Consider the following 17,974-nt stretch of genomic DNA (forward strand, 5'->3'; position numbering starts at 1 on the left):
TACGTCTTTAGAACTATCTTCATTTATTTAAGCTCTCATTTTGGCAGCAGGCAAATTTTCATATAAACTTTAAGATTAATCGTATATAGGCAGGAACTTACTCCTTGTACAGATAGCGCACTCCTAAATGTTGGGCGATTTTTTCCAAAAGCACTTCCTCATGGAAAGGCTGACCGATAAAATCATTGCAGCCAACTGATAAAACCTGGGAACTGTCTTCAGAAGAAGCACTAACAAACAAACCAATAATCACCGTTGCTTGTTCTTGAGAAAAACTGCGGCGGAACTTCTCCACAGAGCGAATTCGGCGAGTAGCTTGATAGCCATCCATTATCGGCATTCGCATATTCATGAAAATTAGGTGAGGCAAATAGCTGGAGCGAATGTCCACTGCTTCCTGACCATTTTCAGCTTCGCGAACACAAAAGCCGATCGATGTCAGCATCTTGACCAAAAAAATCCGCATCTGTGGACGATGTTCAACTAGCAAAATCCGATACTGGGGTTGATCGGGTGCTAGTCTAATCACCTGGCGATTGTTTTGAGAAGTCTTAATTTTATCGGCTTTGGCAATGGCAATCTGATTATCAAACGCCGATGTTGTGTTTTTCCCCAACAGAATCTGATCAAGTAATTCCGAGAGATGTTCCCCTGAGTGCTTTATTACCCCTAAATAGTGCTGGTGTTCAGGAGAAAGGGATGATTCGCGGCTCATTAGTTGGGTGAAGCCTAGGATAGTACTCAGAGGCGTGAGCAGTTCATGACTCATGTTAGCTAAAAATTCACTTTTCGCCCTGTTCCCTGCATCAGCCGCTTCTTTGGCTAGGGCGAATAAGCGGGATTGAGCTAAAAGCAATGCCTGCATATTCAGCAACCGTCGCTGCCCATCTTCCCATTTAATCATAATCGGCTCATAAGCTAACGATGCGGGACGATTGAGCGCTAAGTTTACGGCTTTTTCTATGGAACAAATGTTACTCAGTAGCAGGTACTTTTCGGCTAATTTTTCGGCAGTGAAAATCCCTTCAGTTTTGGCAATCATCTTCCACAATGAGTGAATCGGGCGTTTGAGGAACGTTTCTAACCCATAGGGGCGACTGAGCCACTCAAAGAATTGCGTTCTGGAAATCACGCCGATAATTTGATTCGCATCTGTAATTATAACGCCAGGTAGTTCTGGATGCTGCTGGAATTCTTGGGCGACAACCTGACCTAATGTGGTTAATTCCACTTGAAAGTCATGGCTAGGGAGGTGAGCCAAGGTTGAATCCAGCGTCAGCTTATCTAATTGTTGAACAAGCACAATTCTAATTCAGTTTTTTTAGGGTTGACTCAAATCAGGAGATTGATGCACTTGATTGACGTTGTGAGGGGTTTAGTTACGATAATTTTTATGGTTTTGAATTAAATTAATTATACCAAATGCATTTTATTGATGGAATTGACTTAATACAATTTTTACGGGAATAGCTATATTTTTTACCCTGGCTTTTTAAAGTTAAAATTGAATTAATTTTAGTTTAACGCCTAGTTGTTATAAAAATTTTAGCTAGCGCAAGAATGTCTGTTCAGTAATAAGTAGTCGGACAAAATTAAAGTTGACGGTTAAGATTGGGGAACTCACGGGCGGGGAACAGGCGTCAACTCAACCTACAACCTATTCGACAAAAAGCCCAATCAGCAAGGCTATAGGCGCTGCGAGTAATATCCACATCGTCTGTGGCAAACCATACTGTTGAGCAACCCAACCCAGGGTAAGCGGTATTAAACTACCCACTAAACCCGCCAGGTTGTTTAGCGTCATCACTGTACCACTCTGCCCCAGCATCGCTGTGTACAGTCGCCCCTGAAGAATTGAGTACCAACCTGAATTCAGGAAACCCAATAAACCAAGAATAACCAGCTTGATCGTGATATTGGATATAACCAAAAAAGCTGGATAAAGAAACAAAACCAGGATGGCGCTAAATCTCAAATACTTTAATCCCCGCATCCGTTCGAGTAAAGGAATCAGCGAAAAATCGCCCAATAAGCCAACCCCTAACCAGACGGTGACAGCCAAGCTGGTTTGCGTACTGGTTGCGCCGACAACATCAACAAAATACAGGGCTAAAAAACCATGCAAAACATCTAGCATTAAATCCGCAAGTTGTAATAAGGTTAACCAACGCCGTACTTGAGATCGTTTTAAGGCATTGATGGCATGATGGATACCCTGGTTGAAGCTGTGCAGGGGTTGCTCAACGGTAGCGGATGCTGTTGCAGGTATAATCGGATAGTTCCACAGTATTTTTACCAGTAATACCGTGAGTACCGCCAATCCGAGAAACACACGTCGCCAAGTTTGATCAAATGCGATCGCACTCGCTAAAATCAAGGGTCCAATCACGTTTCCCACCGAACCCGCCAATGCCCAACGTGCCATATTATACTCGTGGTGTGTGGGTTCCATGTCCATTAACGTTGCTTGAGAAAGACTGACAAAGCCGCCCGATGCGGGATAAAATAAGACCAGCGCGGCTAATAATCCGAAAAAGTGATCACTTAGGGAAATCAGGACGAGCGCGATCGCAAACGCCATCCCTCCCCCTAAAATTAATTGCCGTCGCTGACCTAAATCGGCTAAAATACCCAAGATTGGCTCGATCAGGCTACTGACGATAGTGGGTATGGTTAGCAACAGTCCCACTTGCAGGTATGAAAGATGCAACTCATTACGAATCAACGGATAGGCTGCACCCCACACGCCATCCACAAGTTCGTCTAATCCTTCAATTGTCAGGAAAATAATCGTTAATCCAATTACTGTTCGAGTCGGTTTATTTTTACCATCCAATGACATCGTGAAATTCTCCCATCCTTAAAATTTGTTCACCAGCGCCACATCTTCACAGCGTTGGTGATGGGAGGGGGAATCCACGAACAAATCCTCTGCCTTATCTCGTAAGGCAATCGTGGGTTGGATTGGGTTCTAGACGCTTACCAAGGAGGAAACATTTTCAGGCTACGGTATGGAAATTATCTGTAATTATCTGAACATGATATCATCCTTTTTTACCTTTGACAGGGCGAGGGCGCAACGCTTGGCGAGGGCGCACGTCGGTGCGCCCCTACGGGAACTTCAGGTTAAACAGCGATCGCACTTCTTTTGATAACAACGATTCACTACTTACCCCATTGCTCTTTCTTTCTGCTTCGCTTATTTCTGCCGAGCTGCACTAGGGATTCCTATACAGAATCATTCCACCGACTCTAGGATCATTAGGATCGACGGCTTGCCCACATATTAACCCTATAGACCACTGATATTCTCTATTAGAATCTATTGCTGGAGCATCAGTTGGCAACTCTAAACGATACGTACCCGGAGTTGTTGGTAGTGGGAGTTGTGCCTGATAAAAATAGTCTTCATCAGCATCTTTTAAGCTGAAAAATACTTGTTTAGCTCCGGTTTTGGGAAGATATACAGCAAAACTGGGACGTTCGACATCCGTTTCGCTATGGGTGGGCATTAACGAGGATAAGCTTTCATTGTTCATCAGTTCATCCCCCGGACAGGTTCCCCGAGATGCGCCACCTGTTGTATCGTATGGAGTTCCTTCTTTGGGCGGCTCAAATGTTACCCACAACTGGGTATTAATTGAGTCAGATTGTGCCATTAAATCCAAACCGACTAACACCTCCAAGGATAACGCTATGCCGAATAGGGATAAAGATTTAACTACGTTCATGATTTCAATCCTCCTCGGATTTATGTTTGGTTGGAATTGAGCAACCTCTGACCCCAAAATAAGACGTTGTTGAAACCTGCTTTTTCTGATTAAGAATTACAGCCAATTTCCCACTAAAACAAAAGGTGCCCAGTAATAGGGATGCTGATAGGCTTCTTGCTTTAATAATGATAACTGAGCTTGCCGCAGGGCTTCAGCTCGGTTGCCATCACCTTGGCGCAAATGGCGATAAAATTTAATCATGGTATCGGCAGTGGATTGGTCATTCACTGACCAAAGCGTAGCAATTGTACTGCGAGCGCCTGAACGCACCGCTAATCCAGCTAATCCTAAAGCGGCTCGTTTGTCTCCAGTCGCCGTTTGACAAGCACTGAGAACTAATAGTTCAATCGGTTCAGAATTGCTTTGTTCTCTCGTTTTAAGCAATTGAGATAAAGTATTGGCATTGAGGCGTTTATCCCAGGTAAGAATAAAGGTGTCTTTGGGTTGCGAACTAAACTGACCATGGGTGGCAAGATGGAGAATGTTAACGGAGTGGTTTTTGAGTTCCTTTTCTATTTTGGCATGAGTAAAGGTTTCATTCAATAGAATTTCTGACGGTAAATCATCACTAATTTCTTTAACTTCTTGCTTAACAGCCGGTAAGGGAAGAAACCCTTGACGGGCTTCCGTTAATCCTGCTGTTAACGAAAATAGGGGAACTTGTTTGAGCGATCGCGGTTCGAGTAATTGCAGTCCCGGTGTTAACGCCACACTGTAGTTTTCAATCAAATACTGGTTGCCATCGTGGAGGGCTGTCATAGGAATATTACGCAAAACACCATCCAGAACAAAGACTAAGGTTTTAATCTGATTACTGGTTAATTGATTGTCAATCGGGCGAATTAACCAATCATAAACGGTTTGGGACAGTTGAAGCCGTTCTTTATTCGATAACGCCGGATTCATGGTTTGGCGTAAACGGCTGATTGTGGCTTCAATGTCTGGGGAAGATACATTGGTGTGGTAAGTCTGTAGAGGTTGTCCGGGTAAGGAAAGAATTACCGCTAAACGGTTGGGTAAAATAATCGGGTAAATCACCGCTGCTTTCGTATCACCTTTTTCGATGACGGTATCAATTTGTTCGGCTTGCGTCTCTAAACAGGCGGTGCGGAAAAAGTTTTCGAGTTCGGCTAATTGTAGAGATTCAATTACAGTCCGGGCTTGTTGCAGATGTTCGGGTGAAGGAGAGTCTAATAAAAGACTGACGAGGTGACGATAAATGGGTTCAATTTCCTCTTGAAAGGAAAATCTCACATCTGCATTCATTGCCACCAGATCCCCCCGAAGGGATTGTACTGTATCAAATGCCTGTTTATTTGCCGCGATCGCGCTTTGTTTATCGCCCACCTTTGTCAGGATTTGTGCCAGTTGCCAGTACCATTGATAGGATAAGTCAGCCGCGTTGATACTCTGAGACAAAAATAGGGCTTGTTCGGTTAAATCTTGAGCTTGAGACCATTGTTGGGTTTTGTCGTATACTTTTCCGAGGATGCCTAAACTCAGCGATTCTGCCCGTTTATCGTTTAAGCTTTTTGCCGCTTTCCGAGTATCGGCTAACTGTTGGGCAATGGTTTGATAATTGGCAATGTTGGGAGAACCTAAGCCGGAGGTTTCGACGAGTTCGATTAAACGTTCGGCGTAGTTAACCTGGGCATAAATCGTCTCTCGACTCGGAGACAACTGGGACAAATTGCGTTGAATTTGAGGAACTAATTCTTGGGCGTCGGTAAACTGTTCTAAATGAATCAGTAGCTTAAGTTGGTTGAGTTTTGCTTGGACTTGAGATAGAGGAGTCGCGGCGATTTCGGCGGCTTGTTGATAGTAGGCTAATGCGGCTGGCATTTCTGCCAAGTTGCGGCTAATATTACCTAAACTCAATAAAGCTGCACTAATATCTGGGGCAGAATTAAGGCGTTGTGCTACAGCTAAACTGTCCTGTAAAATAGTCTGGGCGGCTGACAAATCACCGATAGCTTCCCAGACCCTACCCAGACTGCGTAATCCAGTTGCTTTCATGATAGAATCCGGTTGGGTGGTTAGCTGTGGCTGTACCGATTCGAGAAGTTGCCGCGATCGCTGAACCATTCCTAAACTTTGCCATGCTTGAGCCTGATTAATTTTGCTCCCCAATACCCCCATTTGATCATCGGCTTGGGCGTAAACCGTTTCCGCCTGTTTCCAGGTGTCTAGCGCCGCCTGCGGTTGTCCCATTGCCAGTTGTACACTCCCTTTGGTATTTAAAATGGGGGCTAGAATCGCGGGATTGGCTTGGGGTTGGAGTAAATCCAGGCTTTGATTAATTGCGGCTTCTGCTTGTTGCCATTGTCCCCCGTCTTGATAGGCTAAGGATAAGTAATGTAACGCTAACGCCTGATTCATGCGATCGCCAGTTTTTTCATAATTCTTTACCGCCTCTTGCCAAGTCTTTATTGTATCTGCTAAATGTCCAGATTCATCGTCAGTTTTACCTTGACTGACAAGGTTAGAATTCTCTATCTGTCTCCCCTCTCCTTGCAGGAGAGGGGTAGGGGGAGAGGTCAAAAAACGGTTAGAAGAATACTGTGCCGCGACAGGACGAACCGTCACCACTACGAAGCAAGTGACTAGGATTAATCCCCAGAAAAATAGTTGCTTTTTACTGCTTCTTCTTAACCGTTTCATAAGCCCTCATTTACTCTAAGTCGTCAGCATCCGGGTCAATCCCCATTTCCCGTAATCGTGCAGCTAATTTTGCCGCTTTTTGTTCGGCTTGTTCCGCTCGTTGCCGTTCGGTTTCCGCTCGTTGTCGTTCAGTTTCCGCTCGTTGTCGTTCGTTTTCCGCTCGTTGCTGTTCCAATTCAGCCCGTTCTTCACCAATAAGTAAAAGATTGCCCTCACTATCCCACCAGCGCAGCCAGAGTTGGGTTTGATTTTGATACGTTCCCTGCCAAAGTCCCAGTTCGACTTCTAACGGTGGAATAGAATAATGACCCCGTTCATTGGGTTCTATCCGTTGATAGGAAAAATCTTGCAGATGATACACTTCTAATTTGCCATTTTTAATTTCGTAAATGGCATAGTAAGGAATGCGAATAATATGTCCATAGACCCAAAATTTACCCGGTTTCGTCGTTTTCCCATCAGCCGAAACCGATAAGGGTGTAGCATCCCGTTCCTCTTCTCCATTTCCACTAGCAAACTCAATCGCAATCGTTGGTGCCATGAATTCTCGCCATAAAACATAAGAACGGCGAATTTCTCCATTCAGAAGCGGCGGAACATTAGCAACATAGAACCAATCCGGTGCTTCAGCCCCTTTTTCTGGGGGGTCAGTTTCACGCCAGTAGATACCACAATCTTGTCCAATAGCATATTGACCATCAGGATGAAGTTGTCGTAAAACGGAGCCAATAGAATCCGTTAAAATAATGCTTTGGGGATGCGCCTGGAAATTTTTCACAAACGTACCATCTGATTCGGGAAGTTGAGTATGATCAGGGAATGCTGGGGGTAAATCAGTACGAGTTCCTATTGTCATTTGTCATTCGTCCTTTGTCCGATCATTTCCAGTTATTTCCCCAATTCTATAAAATTATCTCCCCATCCTTCAATCACCTCTGCGTACCTCTGCGAAAACCTCTGCGTACCTCTGCGTTAAAAAATATAATTGCAATCTCACCCATTAAATTTAGTCTAAGTCATTTCTCCCCCCACAAGAAGACGATCCTTCCCCAAAATCTATCCTTTTTCCTCCATTAGGTTCAGCCGTCAGAATAACCGTCCCATCTTCATCAACCATCCAACCTTGGGCTTCAATTATCTGCTTTTCAGGTGTCTCAGATGGCAAGTTTACAGCAGGTTTATTATCCAAAAATCCTGCAACATTTCGCCGATCTTGCCAAACCGAATTTCCTTGCAAATAGTCACGGGGATTATCGGGAATACCACCGCGTCCGATAGCGGTAAACCGATTCCCAGTATCAGCCGGACAACCCGCGATAATTTGATTCGACGGATCAGTAAAATTAAACGGTAATTCAGTTAAGCCGCGAGACGGATCAACATTGGGAGTATTAATCGTAATCGTACCATCAATGCCTAACTGAGAACTCGCCGTAATATCACTATTTGGGGTAAGTTCATCACTCACCTGTAAGCCAAAAATGCCTTGCGTGGTTATGTCAATATTTCCGCCATTTCCTTCAAATGCATTCGCCACAATATCACTATTTTCCTCCAGAACCGCGACGATAAACTTAGCATCAATATTGATATCGCCACCATCTCCACCCGTCCCAGCTTGTCCGGCTGTGGTACTGATTAAACTGTTATTTTGCATTAATAATAGATCGGCTCCTTCGAGGAGAATATTACCACCATTTCCGGATAGCGTCCCTGTACCAATTACAGCGCCATCCCGAAGTTTCACTTGCTCGGCATTAATGTACAAATCACCAGCCCTGGTATCACCAGAGGCTAAACTAAACGTGCCTATCCCTCCCTTCCCGCGCAATTCTATCTCAGTCGCATTTACACGCAAGTTTCCGGCAGTTCCGGTACTGGTTAAATCAGCCGAGGTAACAATTCCAGCACCATCTCGCACCACCAGGCGATCGCTATTAATGGTAATAGTTCCGGCATCTCCACTTCCTTGAGTTCCAGAGGTAAAACCTGTCACCAAGTTAGTCAACTCTAAAAGGCTATTTAGGTCAGTTGGAGCAACAGCCGCACCGGGTTGATTGCCAATAATTTTTATCGATTCAGCGTTGATGATTAAATCCCCAGCATCACCACTGCTATAACGTTGGGCTGCGGTAGAAATACCTGTTCCTATTCCTGACTGAATTTTGGTATTTTGAATCAGTAATTGGCGAGTATTTAGGGTTAAATTTCCAGCATCACCCAACCCATACGTAAGAGAACCTAAGCTACCGTCATCCAGCAGGTTGACTGACGCGGCATTAATTCTCACATTGCCCGCCTGTCCACCATTCGCAAAGGTAGCTGTCGCAATATTCGATTCATCTTTCAAGATAATCGATTCTGCACTAACCTGAATATTACCTCCTGATCCGGAAACATTCCCAGATGGAGTGTTGGGTTGAAAAAATTGCTCGAGTTCTCCAATATCACCAGTCGGTGAGCCAATAATTTCGATAATATTAGTGATATTATTGATATCATTTATACTAGCTGCAATCGTATTAATATCCGAGTTATCGTCAGCACGAATTGAATCAGCGCTAACCTGAATATTACCTCCTTGTCCAGAACCAACCGTAACGCTGAAAATTTTCGACCCACCACTCAACACCAGAGACGGGGCTGAGAGTTCAATATCACCACCTTTGCCTAAACTGGTCACGCTAGTAATGATTGAATTATCGATAGTTAGGGTTGCACCACTCGTTAGGGAAATATGACCCCCAATTAGTCCATTAGCATGGATATCACTCACTCCAATATCACCAACGGCTTGGAGTAATATATCACCCGCTTTCCCCAAAGAACTGGTATCAATTGTACCAGCCGTGGTATCGATCAATCCTTTAGAGTCGATAATAATCGTACCCCCTCCCATCATTCCTTGAGTATTGATTGACCCAACCGTTATCCCCCCAGATAACGATAGATTCGGCTGATACTGATTTGTTAAAAATACAGTTCCTTCTGAGTTCACAATATCGCCAATGGTAATATTAGCACTGGTGGAACTTTCTAGAGGATTGGGGAAAGGTGGAACAATAATTCCCTGCGATGGAATCCCCTTGATAACTGGAATTCCAAACGCGGTAGTTCCAGCCCGGATATCCAGGGTTGGTTGAGTTTTCCCATTAATTAATATTGATGTACCATCAGATAGAGTAACATTTTCAACAATGCCATTTTCGGCATCGACGTTATTGATCAAAACACCACCGGGAATCGTCACACTTCCGCCCGCAAAAATATGCAGTGAAGCGCCTTGATAAGCCCCCATTAAAACATCCCCACGGCTGCGAATAACCGGATCATTAGGACTCCTAAGAATTCCTAGATTCCCATCAAGCTGTTCGATGCGAAACTCACCACCACTCCAGAAATAGGCATCTCCTTGCACAGGATTAGCCGAACGGAATACCATCTCCCCATTGGCGAAAAAACCACTATCCGGATGATTCAGGGCAAAACTATCAATTGTGCGATCGCCTTGTACCTGCATAGTTCCGCCAGCCTTAGCGATGAACGGATTTACCAGACTGTCTCGAATATTTACAGTATGATTAGCGTGCAGAGTAAGATTATCCCCAGCGATAAGCTGACCTTGTAAATTAAGAGTATTAGCCGCTAGAGTAAGATTCCCTCCCACCGATAAATTTCCCGCATTGGTAATCGTTGCCGATTCACCCGTCAAATAATTAAAAAAGAATACCCCTGGCTGAATCGATAGGAGGGTACTTTCTTCAGGTTCTGTTGCCAAAAATAATCCCTGTTCACCCAGGCGAATCCCATCCGCCGTACTCGCCACAAATGAACCTGTTACATCTAACCTAGCGTCTTTCCCAAAAATAATTCCATTAGGATTAATTAAGTATAAACTTGCCGCCCCTTCCACACCGAGAGTGCCAAAAATATTGGATAGATTTGTTCCCGTAACACGAGTTAGAATATGGTCAACCTCCCCAGGATTAGTAAAGTAAACCTGCTGTCCGGAATCAACATTGAACTCCTGGAAACTGTGGAACAGATTACTCCCCCGTCTTGCCCCGCCTTGAATCAAATCCCGCGCCTCTTGGGGAACAACGATTGAATTTTCTGCACCTAACGTATCATCAGGAATCAGTTGGGCATTAATCTTTGCCGCATAAAAAATCTGACTGGATACAAGTCCAAAATAGCAGAACCATTGTAACGCTTGCCGACTGTTTAGGCTTTTGAGTAGAAAGTTAAGATTAACTGGATTCATCAGTTGAACTGGATTTGAGACAAAAAATCCGGTAAAATTCATTGACAAGAGGTTAAACCCAATGATTCGGTTCTTTTTCTCTATACAGTCCCGTTGTAACTATACCCGTACTCTTTTGGAGGAAGATTAAAATTTTTATAAAATTAAAAACGGCATGTTACCTGTAAGCTGTCATGCATTTAAATTGGGAATGGGTAGCGAGCAAGATGCAAAGCCTGCGGCATGGCTTCGCTAAACGCACTACAAGGATTTCGCCCTTATTGATATTAAGGTTTAAATGCCGAACAGCTTATGTCAATGTAGTATATTACATCTCTACTTCTGACAGCGTTGCAGATAGATTTTAGCGGTTTTATCCTCAGGCACAAACTCTAGACACCGTTGAAATAATTTAGCCGCTTTACTAAACTCTCGTTGCGAATAAAGGCATAACGCTTGTTCAAATATCGTCTTTGTTTTCAGCTTCCGCTGACGAACCGGAGGCGGATCAGCATCAAACACATCAAACACCGACACGGTTTGGGATTTACCTTTAACCTTGACCCGACCAATGATACGAAACGAATAGTTAGAAGGGTCACGCAAATGGTCAAAGGTGTAATGCGAAATCAGCAGCGATACCCCATATTCTTTAGTCAAATGTTCCAAGCGAGAGGCTAAATTCACAGCATCACTAAGCACCGTACTATTAATATGGGTTTTACCGCCCACTGTTCCTAACATCATCAAGCCAGTATTAATACCAATCCCGATTTCGATCGGAGATTCTCCGGCTTTTTGTCGCTCTTGATTGTAGCATTTTAAGTTTTGCAGCATATCAATTGCTGCGTTGACCGCATCATCGGCACTGCCACTAAATAACGCCATAATCGCATCACCAATGTATTTATCGATGAAGCCTTGATTCTGGATAATGGCAGGTTCCATATAGGAAAGATAACGATTGATAAAATTAAAGGTTTCTTGCGGTTTAATCGCTTCCGATAGACTCGTAAAGTTACGAATATCCGCAAATAGAACTGACATATTTTGCTGAGATTGATCGCCTAACTTAACATCACAAATACTGTCCTTTTTGAGTAACTGCAAGAATTGTCGCGGGACAAACTGGGAGAACGATTGATTCAACTTGAAAAGTTCTCTAGTAAATGCTTCACGCTCGACTTGCGCTTGCTTCCGTTCGCTAATATCTTCAATAAATCCCTGATAGTAAAGAACATTTCCTTGATCATCACAAACCGATCGCGCATGTTCACAAATCCAAATAATGCTGCCATCCCGACGATAAACTTGCGATTCAAAGCCGACAACTTCTCCCTGTTGTTCCATCAGTTGAATAAAATAATCTCGACGTTTTGGGTCAACATAAAGCTGAGTTTTTATATTAGTAATACTGGTAATTAACTCCTCTGGAGACTTATACCCATAAATCTTTGCCAACGCCGGATTTGCACTGCGATAGCGTCCATCAAGAGTGGTCTGAAAAATACCTTCTAATGCATTTTCAAAAATACGGCGATATTTCTGTTGGGCTTCCTGCTGTAACCGCCGACTCTGATAATCAGCCGTGATAACGGCTGAACCGGTTAAGGCGAGTAATGAGGGAATTACAGGTAACCACCACCCTGCCAGAAATAAGAGATACGTGCCAATTAAACTACAACCACTTGCTAATACAATATAAATGCCTAGGGCAAGTAATTGAAGTAAGGTTTTGGGATTCAACCATTTATTCTTTAGCCAAACTAAACTTCCGACTGTACCCAGAAACGACCAACACAAAACCAGTACCCCTTCGACTGGATTGGGTAAGACTTTAATCAAGGGGCGTCCATCAATGGCACTACTAATAATTTGACTGATTAAATTCGCGTGAATAACAACAGCAGCGGCGCGACGGGGAGGGACAAATATGGTGCTATCATAAGGCGTAAAAAATAAATCGTTGGTACTTTGGGCTTTAGATCCAATTAAGATGATGCGATCGCGGATTTTTTCTGGGGGAACGCGATCGGCTAAAACATCCCTTAATGAGACGGTATCAAAGCTGTCTGAAACACCGCGAAAATTTAATAGAATCTGATACCCTCCCGCATCTACATCCACGTACCCCCCATCATCAGTCTGAAACGGAGTAAAGATAGCTTTCCCCAAGCGATAACGCTGCTGATTCGCATTAATTACCTCTAAACTAATCCCCTCATCCTCTAAATACAGTAATGCTAAACGGGCAGCTAAACTTAATTGCACATCTCCATTTTCCCGTTGAATCGACAATAACCCTCGGCGAATCTTGCCATCCGTATCCACCATCAGATCCGCCAAAGCAACTTGGTTTAAAGCGTCCAGAGTGGGTGGAGACGCCACGCGATCGCCCACTCGTTTTTCTACCCCAATTAGATTCTGCGTAGACTGCATCACCTCCACCCATTGTTGATGTCCCGGTTCTACAGGTAAATCCCGATACAGATTTAAACCAATCACTCGTGGTTCAGCCGCTTTCAGCGTAGTAATTAACTCAGCCAAAACCCCATCCGGAATGGGCCACTGTCCCACCTGATTAATATCAGTTTCATCAATTGAAACCACGAGAATACGAGAATCTGGAGATTCTTGAGGGCGCAGCCGAAAATATTGATCCAGCGTTGCCCATTCCAATAGCTGAAATAAACCCGCTGCATTCAGGGCAAGAATAATCAGCGTCACACTCGGCGCGATTAATAATACTCCTTGCCACTGCTTAATCCAGGTTTTCAGCTTTGAACCCATCAGATATCTCCCTCCTGAATTCCTCCATCTCCAACAGCTAGCTCCAACCTAGCAATTGGAGGTGACATGCTACCATTACTATCAAGCTCTTTGGTGAAAATTCCGGTAAACTAGATAACTGAATCTAGACTGAGAGACCATTGCTCGCAAAACCATTAATTCTCTGTAGGGGGGTTAGGCGGTCATTTAATCGATGAAACGAACTGCTGTATTCCCTAGTGCGTAACCCCGTAAAAATAATCTTGATTTGTCCTATAAATTAATGTAATATTATTCTTTTATAATTTTAAATCATGCTAGCACTAGCGGTAAATAAAAATGATAGAGGACAAGGATTGGCTTAACACACCTTAATATCTTAGAATAGAAAATAGAACCCTTTAAAATAGCGATAAAATGCTCCAGTCTATCAACTCCCTCCTGGGACGTCATCCCGAACGCATCAACGCTAACGTAGAAATTTACACCTGGCAAACTTGCCCCTTTTGTATTCGTGCCAAGATATTACTGTGGTGGAAAGGCGTTAACTTCACAGAGTATAAAATCGACGGCGATGGAAGTGCCAGAATGAAAATGGCAGAACGAGCAAACGGACGGCGAACCGTTCCCCAGATTTTCATCAACAACCAGCATATTGGTGGCTGTGATGATCTCTATAGTTTAGATAGTCAGGGCAAGTTAGATCCTTTATTATATCAGCCAGCTTAAGCCTGAGAGAGAGTGGGTGAGGAAGATGGGGAACACCTCGACTGACCTCGACTTCGCTCGGTCACACGTTCGGTGTGTCAGATGGGGGAAATGGGGAAGAGTGTGTAGGGGCGGGTTTTACCATTAACATTTAGTTGTCACCCTGATATAACTAAACCCGCCCCGATTAGAGTGCAGGTGATCTTCGACAAATGACAAATGACAAATGACAAATGACAAATGACAAATGACTAATGACTAATGACTAATGACTAATGACAAATGACTAATGACTAATGACAAATGACTAATGACTAATAAAAATCAACAATCCGACAAATTAAGACAAAGCTGCACATAGTCAACCCCAGCATCAGCATCAGCTTTATTGTTTGCCTCTTTTGAACAAGCATCAAGTCGTTGATGAGACTTCTCTAACACCTCACAACTTTGCGCCAACCATTGCTGAAATACCTCAAACCGCCCATCCGAGGGATGAACCACCTGATAGACACGCACCCGATTTAAACGCTTACTTTCACGACCAATACATTGAAGTCCATAACCAATTTTATCTAACAAACGCCGCACAATCCGAATCGGTGTGGCATTTCGCGCCAATCCAATTCCCAACGTAGTTTTAATCGACGCCCGATTCGATAATGCCAATTGTGCCATCGCCTGCAAATCTTCATCCGTTCCCCTTAATTTACGCCCCCGATCCGTTAACAAAACGGGAACCCCCAAAAGTTCCATTGTCCCTACCGCCGCCCCCAATTGAGAACGATTAAAATCGGGCAAGAAAATACTCCCACCGCCTAACTCAATCAATTTACGTGCCATCACTGCATCCCGTTGCGCTAAATGATCTCGCCCTAAGGTGAGAAAATAATGCAGCAATAGCTTTTGATACCAACCCTCATCATCCTTAGCCACCAGTTGGGCAGTCACTGGAATTCGATAACGCTGCTTTAACTCATATTTGCGAATCGCCCGTCGTTGGGCAAGGGTTTTCACTAATCGTTTTTGCCCAGTATGATATTGTTTATCACTCAGATCTTTAGCCCGCGCGATCGCTAAACATTCGGCTTGATAGTTTTGGTCTTTCACCGCCGCGATCGCAGCCGTCAGCGAATCGGGTTCAATCTTCCCCTCTGTCTGAGAAGCCGAGGAGACAATCTCCTCTTCCGCAGCCTCAACCACCTGATGCCCTTCCCTACGCAGCGCCGCCAGTACCGATTCCCGATACTGAAACATCGACGCATTATGCCTCACCGCCATTCTTGCCCAACACAATAGCGATTCGGCTTGAAACCCCGTCTCAATATCATCAAGGGCATCAAAATCGGATTGTTGTAATAATCGAATATTAAGCTGAGTCAAACGTCGTCCCGATGTCAGCAAAGCCGGAATCGACGTAGAACCATTCCCCACCCGATTAAACCCACAAGACGCCACCCAGAGGAACCGAGGCAGATTTTCCCGCACTCGCCCCAACGCCTGACGCACCGAATTTTCACGTTGCACCCCAATCGCAATTCCCCAAACCGAGGTGAAATGTCCCTGCAACTCAATACTGACTCCGGTTTCAATCACCGGACTTGCCAGAACAATATCATACTGACTCAACACCCCATCCAAATCACGCATACAGCCATACGCCGGATGAGTCGGTTCAGTCAGAGATTCGGAATCAATGCGGAGAATCTTTGCCTCAGGAAATCGAGAACGTAGATAGGCTTCCAACGTACAGGTTCCCCACTGACTCCCCCGTTTCTGGGCGGAAAGGCAAACAAAGGGTTTCCCACCAGCTGCAATGTGTCGTTCCAAATCCTGAATCAAGCGTTCTGGCTTACGTTCTGGATAATAGTTTACCCGCCAGGATTCAGACTCACTAGGTTTCCAGGTGTTGTGAATAATATAAGGATGTTGGGGAACCCCCGATAACGAAATCAAGTAATCGATAGAAACATCACTCAAATCCGCATCTGCCACATAAACTTGTCCCTCATCTCCCAAAACATTTTGCATCAATGTCTTCAGAGATTTCAGAATCGCCACTCGGTTACTCCTGCAAGTCTCCGAATCCAACCCATGCCAAAGAACCTGTTCCACTTCATCAATAATCACCACTCCATCTGACCAGTTCACCGCCTCAAAGCCAGCCTGAGACGTAGGATGGAGAGAGTCAACGCAGAGACCATAGCCTAACCTAGCACCCGTTTCTGTATCCTGTATCTGAGTGACATAGTTCAAGCCAAAGCGCTGACATAACGCCTCCACGAGTCGCACCCGATGACCAATTACCAAAACCCATTTCTGGCGCTTAATCGCCTCTTTGACAATTGTTTCTAACCACTGAGTTTTCCCTGTCCCTTTAGGGGATTTAATCCCAATCAATTTGGCATCCTCAGGAATCGATAATTCCCCTACATAGCGACGATTTATCTGTATCGTGGGCGGATACGTCAGCCCGGTTAAGGATTGGGCTTTCCAAGTATCTAGGGGGACAGCCGTTTGATAGGCTTCGTCAAATGCTGTTTGAGTCTGGTTGGCAATTAAATCATCCACCCCTTTTCCTTGGTCTGGATGCCAACTAATTATCTTGACAGAACATCCCTTTTGGGTTAATAAATATCCCAACTGACGAATCGCGGCATTAACAGCTTTGATGGTACTGGGTTTAGTGTCTTGGTCGAAGGCAATATAAATGGTTCTCCCCGGTGTGGCTAATTTGAGTAACTGGGGAATTAGGCGAGACTTGCCGATCCGATTTCCTTGTTCATCTCTAGGGACACGATAGCCTCCGAATACACCAGGGAGGGCAATTGCCGCATAGCCGGCGGTGAGTAAAGCCCCCGCTTTCTTTGCGCCCTCAGTAATACACAACGGGATTTCGGGATGGGCAATCAACCACTGCCAAAATTTGCCGGAGACATTGTGAGTTTGTAGGGGCGGGTTTAGGGACTCGCCTGGGGCGATTGATGATAACGTTTGTACAAAACCCGTCCTGACCGAATGTTCACCCTTGGCGACTATCGAGGGCATGGTTTGTAGGGGCGGGTTTAGGGACTCGCCTGGGGCGATTGATGGTAACGTTTCCTCAAAACCCGCCCTGACCGAATGTTCACCCTTAGCGACTATCGAGGGCATGGTTTGTAGGGGCGGGTTTAGGGACTCGCCTGGGGCGATTGATGGTAACGTTTGTACAAAACCCGCCCTGACCGATGTGTCGGCGAGGTTTTCACGATTGTCGATGACGTGATTAAACCCACCCCCAGACACATCAAATGGAAGCGTCAGGTTATAGCGATTAGCAATATCCTGCCACAGATGTAGGGGGACACGTAGAGCAAAAACACCTGTGGGGGCTAGGGGCGGATGTTCGTATTTAATCGGTTTTCCCGTCTGAGTATTGCGCCGAGGAGAACTAGGCTTGAAACAACCCCAAAGGTCATCATTACCCGTGAGTACGTCAATTCCGGAACACCACCATCCTCCTTGTTCCGTATGTTCGTAGCGCTTGAGGATGCGGTGACTGACCCGACCATCATTCCGTCGTGGTAATGTATCCGCGTAGAATAAATAGTTCGATGGGCAAGTGCCAGTTAAAGGGATAACGTTTAAGCGCGTGAGTTGGTCATCGATACAGCTACTGTTCCATTCTTGCAGATAATTCACGGGATTTGAGATTAAGGGGTTCATACGCAAAACTACACTACATCTAGTAGTCAAACTGAATAGCTTAGGAAAGGAACACTAATTATAGGGCTTGTTGACCAATGCTTGAAGCGTCATGTAAAAAAGTGGCGGTGCAGGG

The 17,974-nt window shown here is 44.7% G+C and carries 9 protein-coding genes; 1 reads left to right on the top strand and 8 read right to left on the bottom strand.

What is annotated here, in order from left to right:
- Positions 1–97 precede the first annotated feature (97 nt).
- The 7 genes from RID53_RS17350 to RID53_RS17380 all read right to left on the bottom strand — a co-directional run bounded on the left by RID53_RS17350 (position 98) and on the right by RID53_RS17380 (position 13,467).
- Positions 98–1,303 carry a histidine kinase dimerization/phospho-acceptor domain-containing protein gene (locus tag RID53_RS17350; protein WP_446389279.1) on the bottom strand — a complete coding sequence of 402 codons (1,206 nt, stop codon included), beginning with the start codon at positions 1,301–1,303 and terminating at the stop codon, positions 98–100.
- Between the two features lie 354 nt (positions 1,304–1,657).
- Entirely contained in the window at positions 1,658–2,842 is a 1,185-nt protein-coding gene (locus RID53_RS17355; protein WP_446389280.1) for an MFS transporter, read from the bottom strand.
- Between the two features lie 376 nt (positions 2,843–3,218).
- Positions 3,219–3,731 (bottom strand): DUF928 domain-containing protein, encoded by a 513-nt coding sequence (locus RID53_RS17360; RefSeq protein ID WP_446389281.1) that lies wholly within the window; start codon positions 3,729–3,731, stop codon positions 3,219–3,221.
- 96 nt (positions 3,732–3,827) lie between these two features.
- Positions 3,828–6,434 (bottom strand): CHAT domain-containing protein, encoded by a 2,607-nt coding sequence (locus tag RID53_RS17365; protein WP_446389282.1) that lies wholly within the window; start codon positions 6,432–6,434, stop codon positions 3,828–3,830.
- Between the two features lie 10 nt (positions 6,435–6,444).
- Positions 6,445–7,290 carry a Uma2 family endonuclease gene (locus RID53_RS17370; protein WP_446389283.1) on the bottom strand — a complete coding sequence of 282 codons (846 nt, stop codon included), beginning with the start codon at positions 7,288–7,290 and terminating at the stop codon, positions 6,445–6,447.
- 150 nt (positions 7,291–7,440) lie between these two features.
- A complete protein-coding gene (locus RID53_RS17375; RefSeq protein WP_446389284.1) occupies positions 7,441–10,740 on the bottom strand; it encodes a two-partner secretion domain-containing protein in 3,300 nt (1,099 codons plus the stop codon).
- A 273-nt stretch (positions 10,741–11,013) separates the two neighbouring features.
- Positions 11,014–13,467: a CHASE2 domain-containing protein gene (locus RID53_RS17380; protein WP_446389285.1), complete on the bottom strand. Its 2,454-nt coding sequence runs from the start codon at positions 13,465–13,467 to the stop codon at positions 11,014–11,016.
- Between the two features lie 396 nt (positions 13,468–13,863).
- Between RID53_RS17380 and grxC the strand changes: the two genes are divergently transcribed.
- Positions 13,864–14,175 carry a glutaredoxin 3 gene (gene grxC, locus RID53_RS17385; protein ID WP_446389286.1) on the top strand — a complete coding sequence of 104 codons (312 nt, stop codon included), beginning with the start codon at positions 13,864–13,866 and terminating at the stop codon, positions 14,173–14,175.
- Positions 14,176–14,478: 303 nt separating this feature from the next.
- Here the strand turns inward: grxC and RID53_RS17390 are convergent, their stop codons facing one another.
- Complete coding sequence (locus RID53_RS17390; protein ID WP_446389287.1) at positions 14,479–17,859, bottom strand: plasmid replication protein, CyRepA1 family; 3,381 nt, start codon at positions 17,857–17,859, stop codon at positions 14,479–14,481.
- Between the last annotated feature and the right edge of the window lie 115 nt (positions 17,860–17,974).

Origin of the sequence: Coleofasciculus sp. B1-GNL1-01, from assembly GCF_040220235.1 — a bacterium.
GTDB lineage: Bacteria > Cyanobacteriota > Cyanobacteriia > Cyanobacteriales > Coleofasciculaceae > Coleofasciculus.

Bases quoted from the DNA above. Each gene is read 5' to 3' on its own strand.
- RID53_RS17355 (WP_446389280.1), bottom strand. From the start codon at position 2,842: ATGTCATTGGATGGTAAAAATAAACCGACTCGAACAGTAATTGGATTA.
- RID53_RS17360 (WP_446389281.1), bottom strand. From the start codon at position 3,731: ATGAACGTAGTTAAATCTTTATCCCTATTCGGCATAGCGTTATCCTTG.
- RID53_RS17365 (WP_446389282.1), bottom strand. From the start codon at position 6,434: ATGAAACGGTTAAGAAGAAGCAGTAAAAAGCAACTATTTTTCTGGGGA.
- RID53_RS17370 (WP_446389283.1), bottom strand. From the start codon at position 7,290: ATGACAATAGGAACTCGTACTGATTTACCCCCAGCATTCCCTGATCAT.
- RID53_RS17375 (WP_446389284.1), bottom strand. From the start codon at position 10,740: ATGAATTTTACCGGATTTTTTGTCTCAAATCCAGTTCAACTGATGAAT.
- RID53_RS17380 (WP_446389285.1), bottom strand. From the start codon at position 13,467: ATGGGTTCAAAGCTGAAAACCTGGATTAAGCAGTGGCAAGGAGTATTA.
- grxC (WP_446389286.1), top strand. From the start codon at position 13,864: ATGCTCCAGTCTATCAACTCCCTCCTGGGACGTCATCCCGAACGCATC.
- RID53_RS17390 (WP_446389287.1), bottom strand. From the start codon at position 17,859: ATGAACCCCTTAATCTCAAATCCCGTGAATTATCTGCAAGAATGGAAC.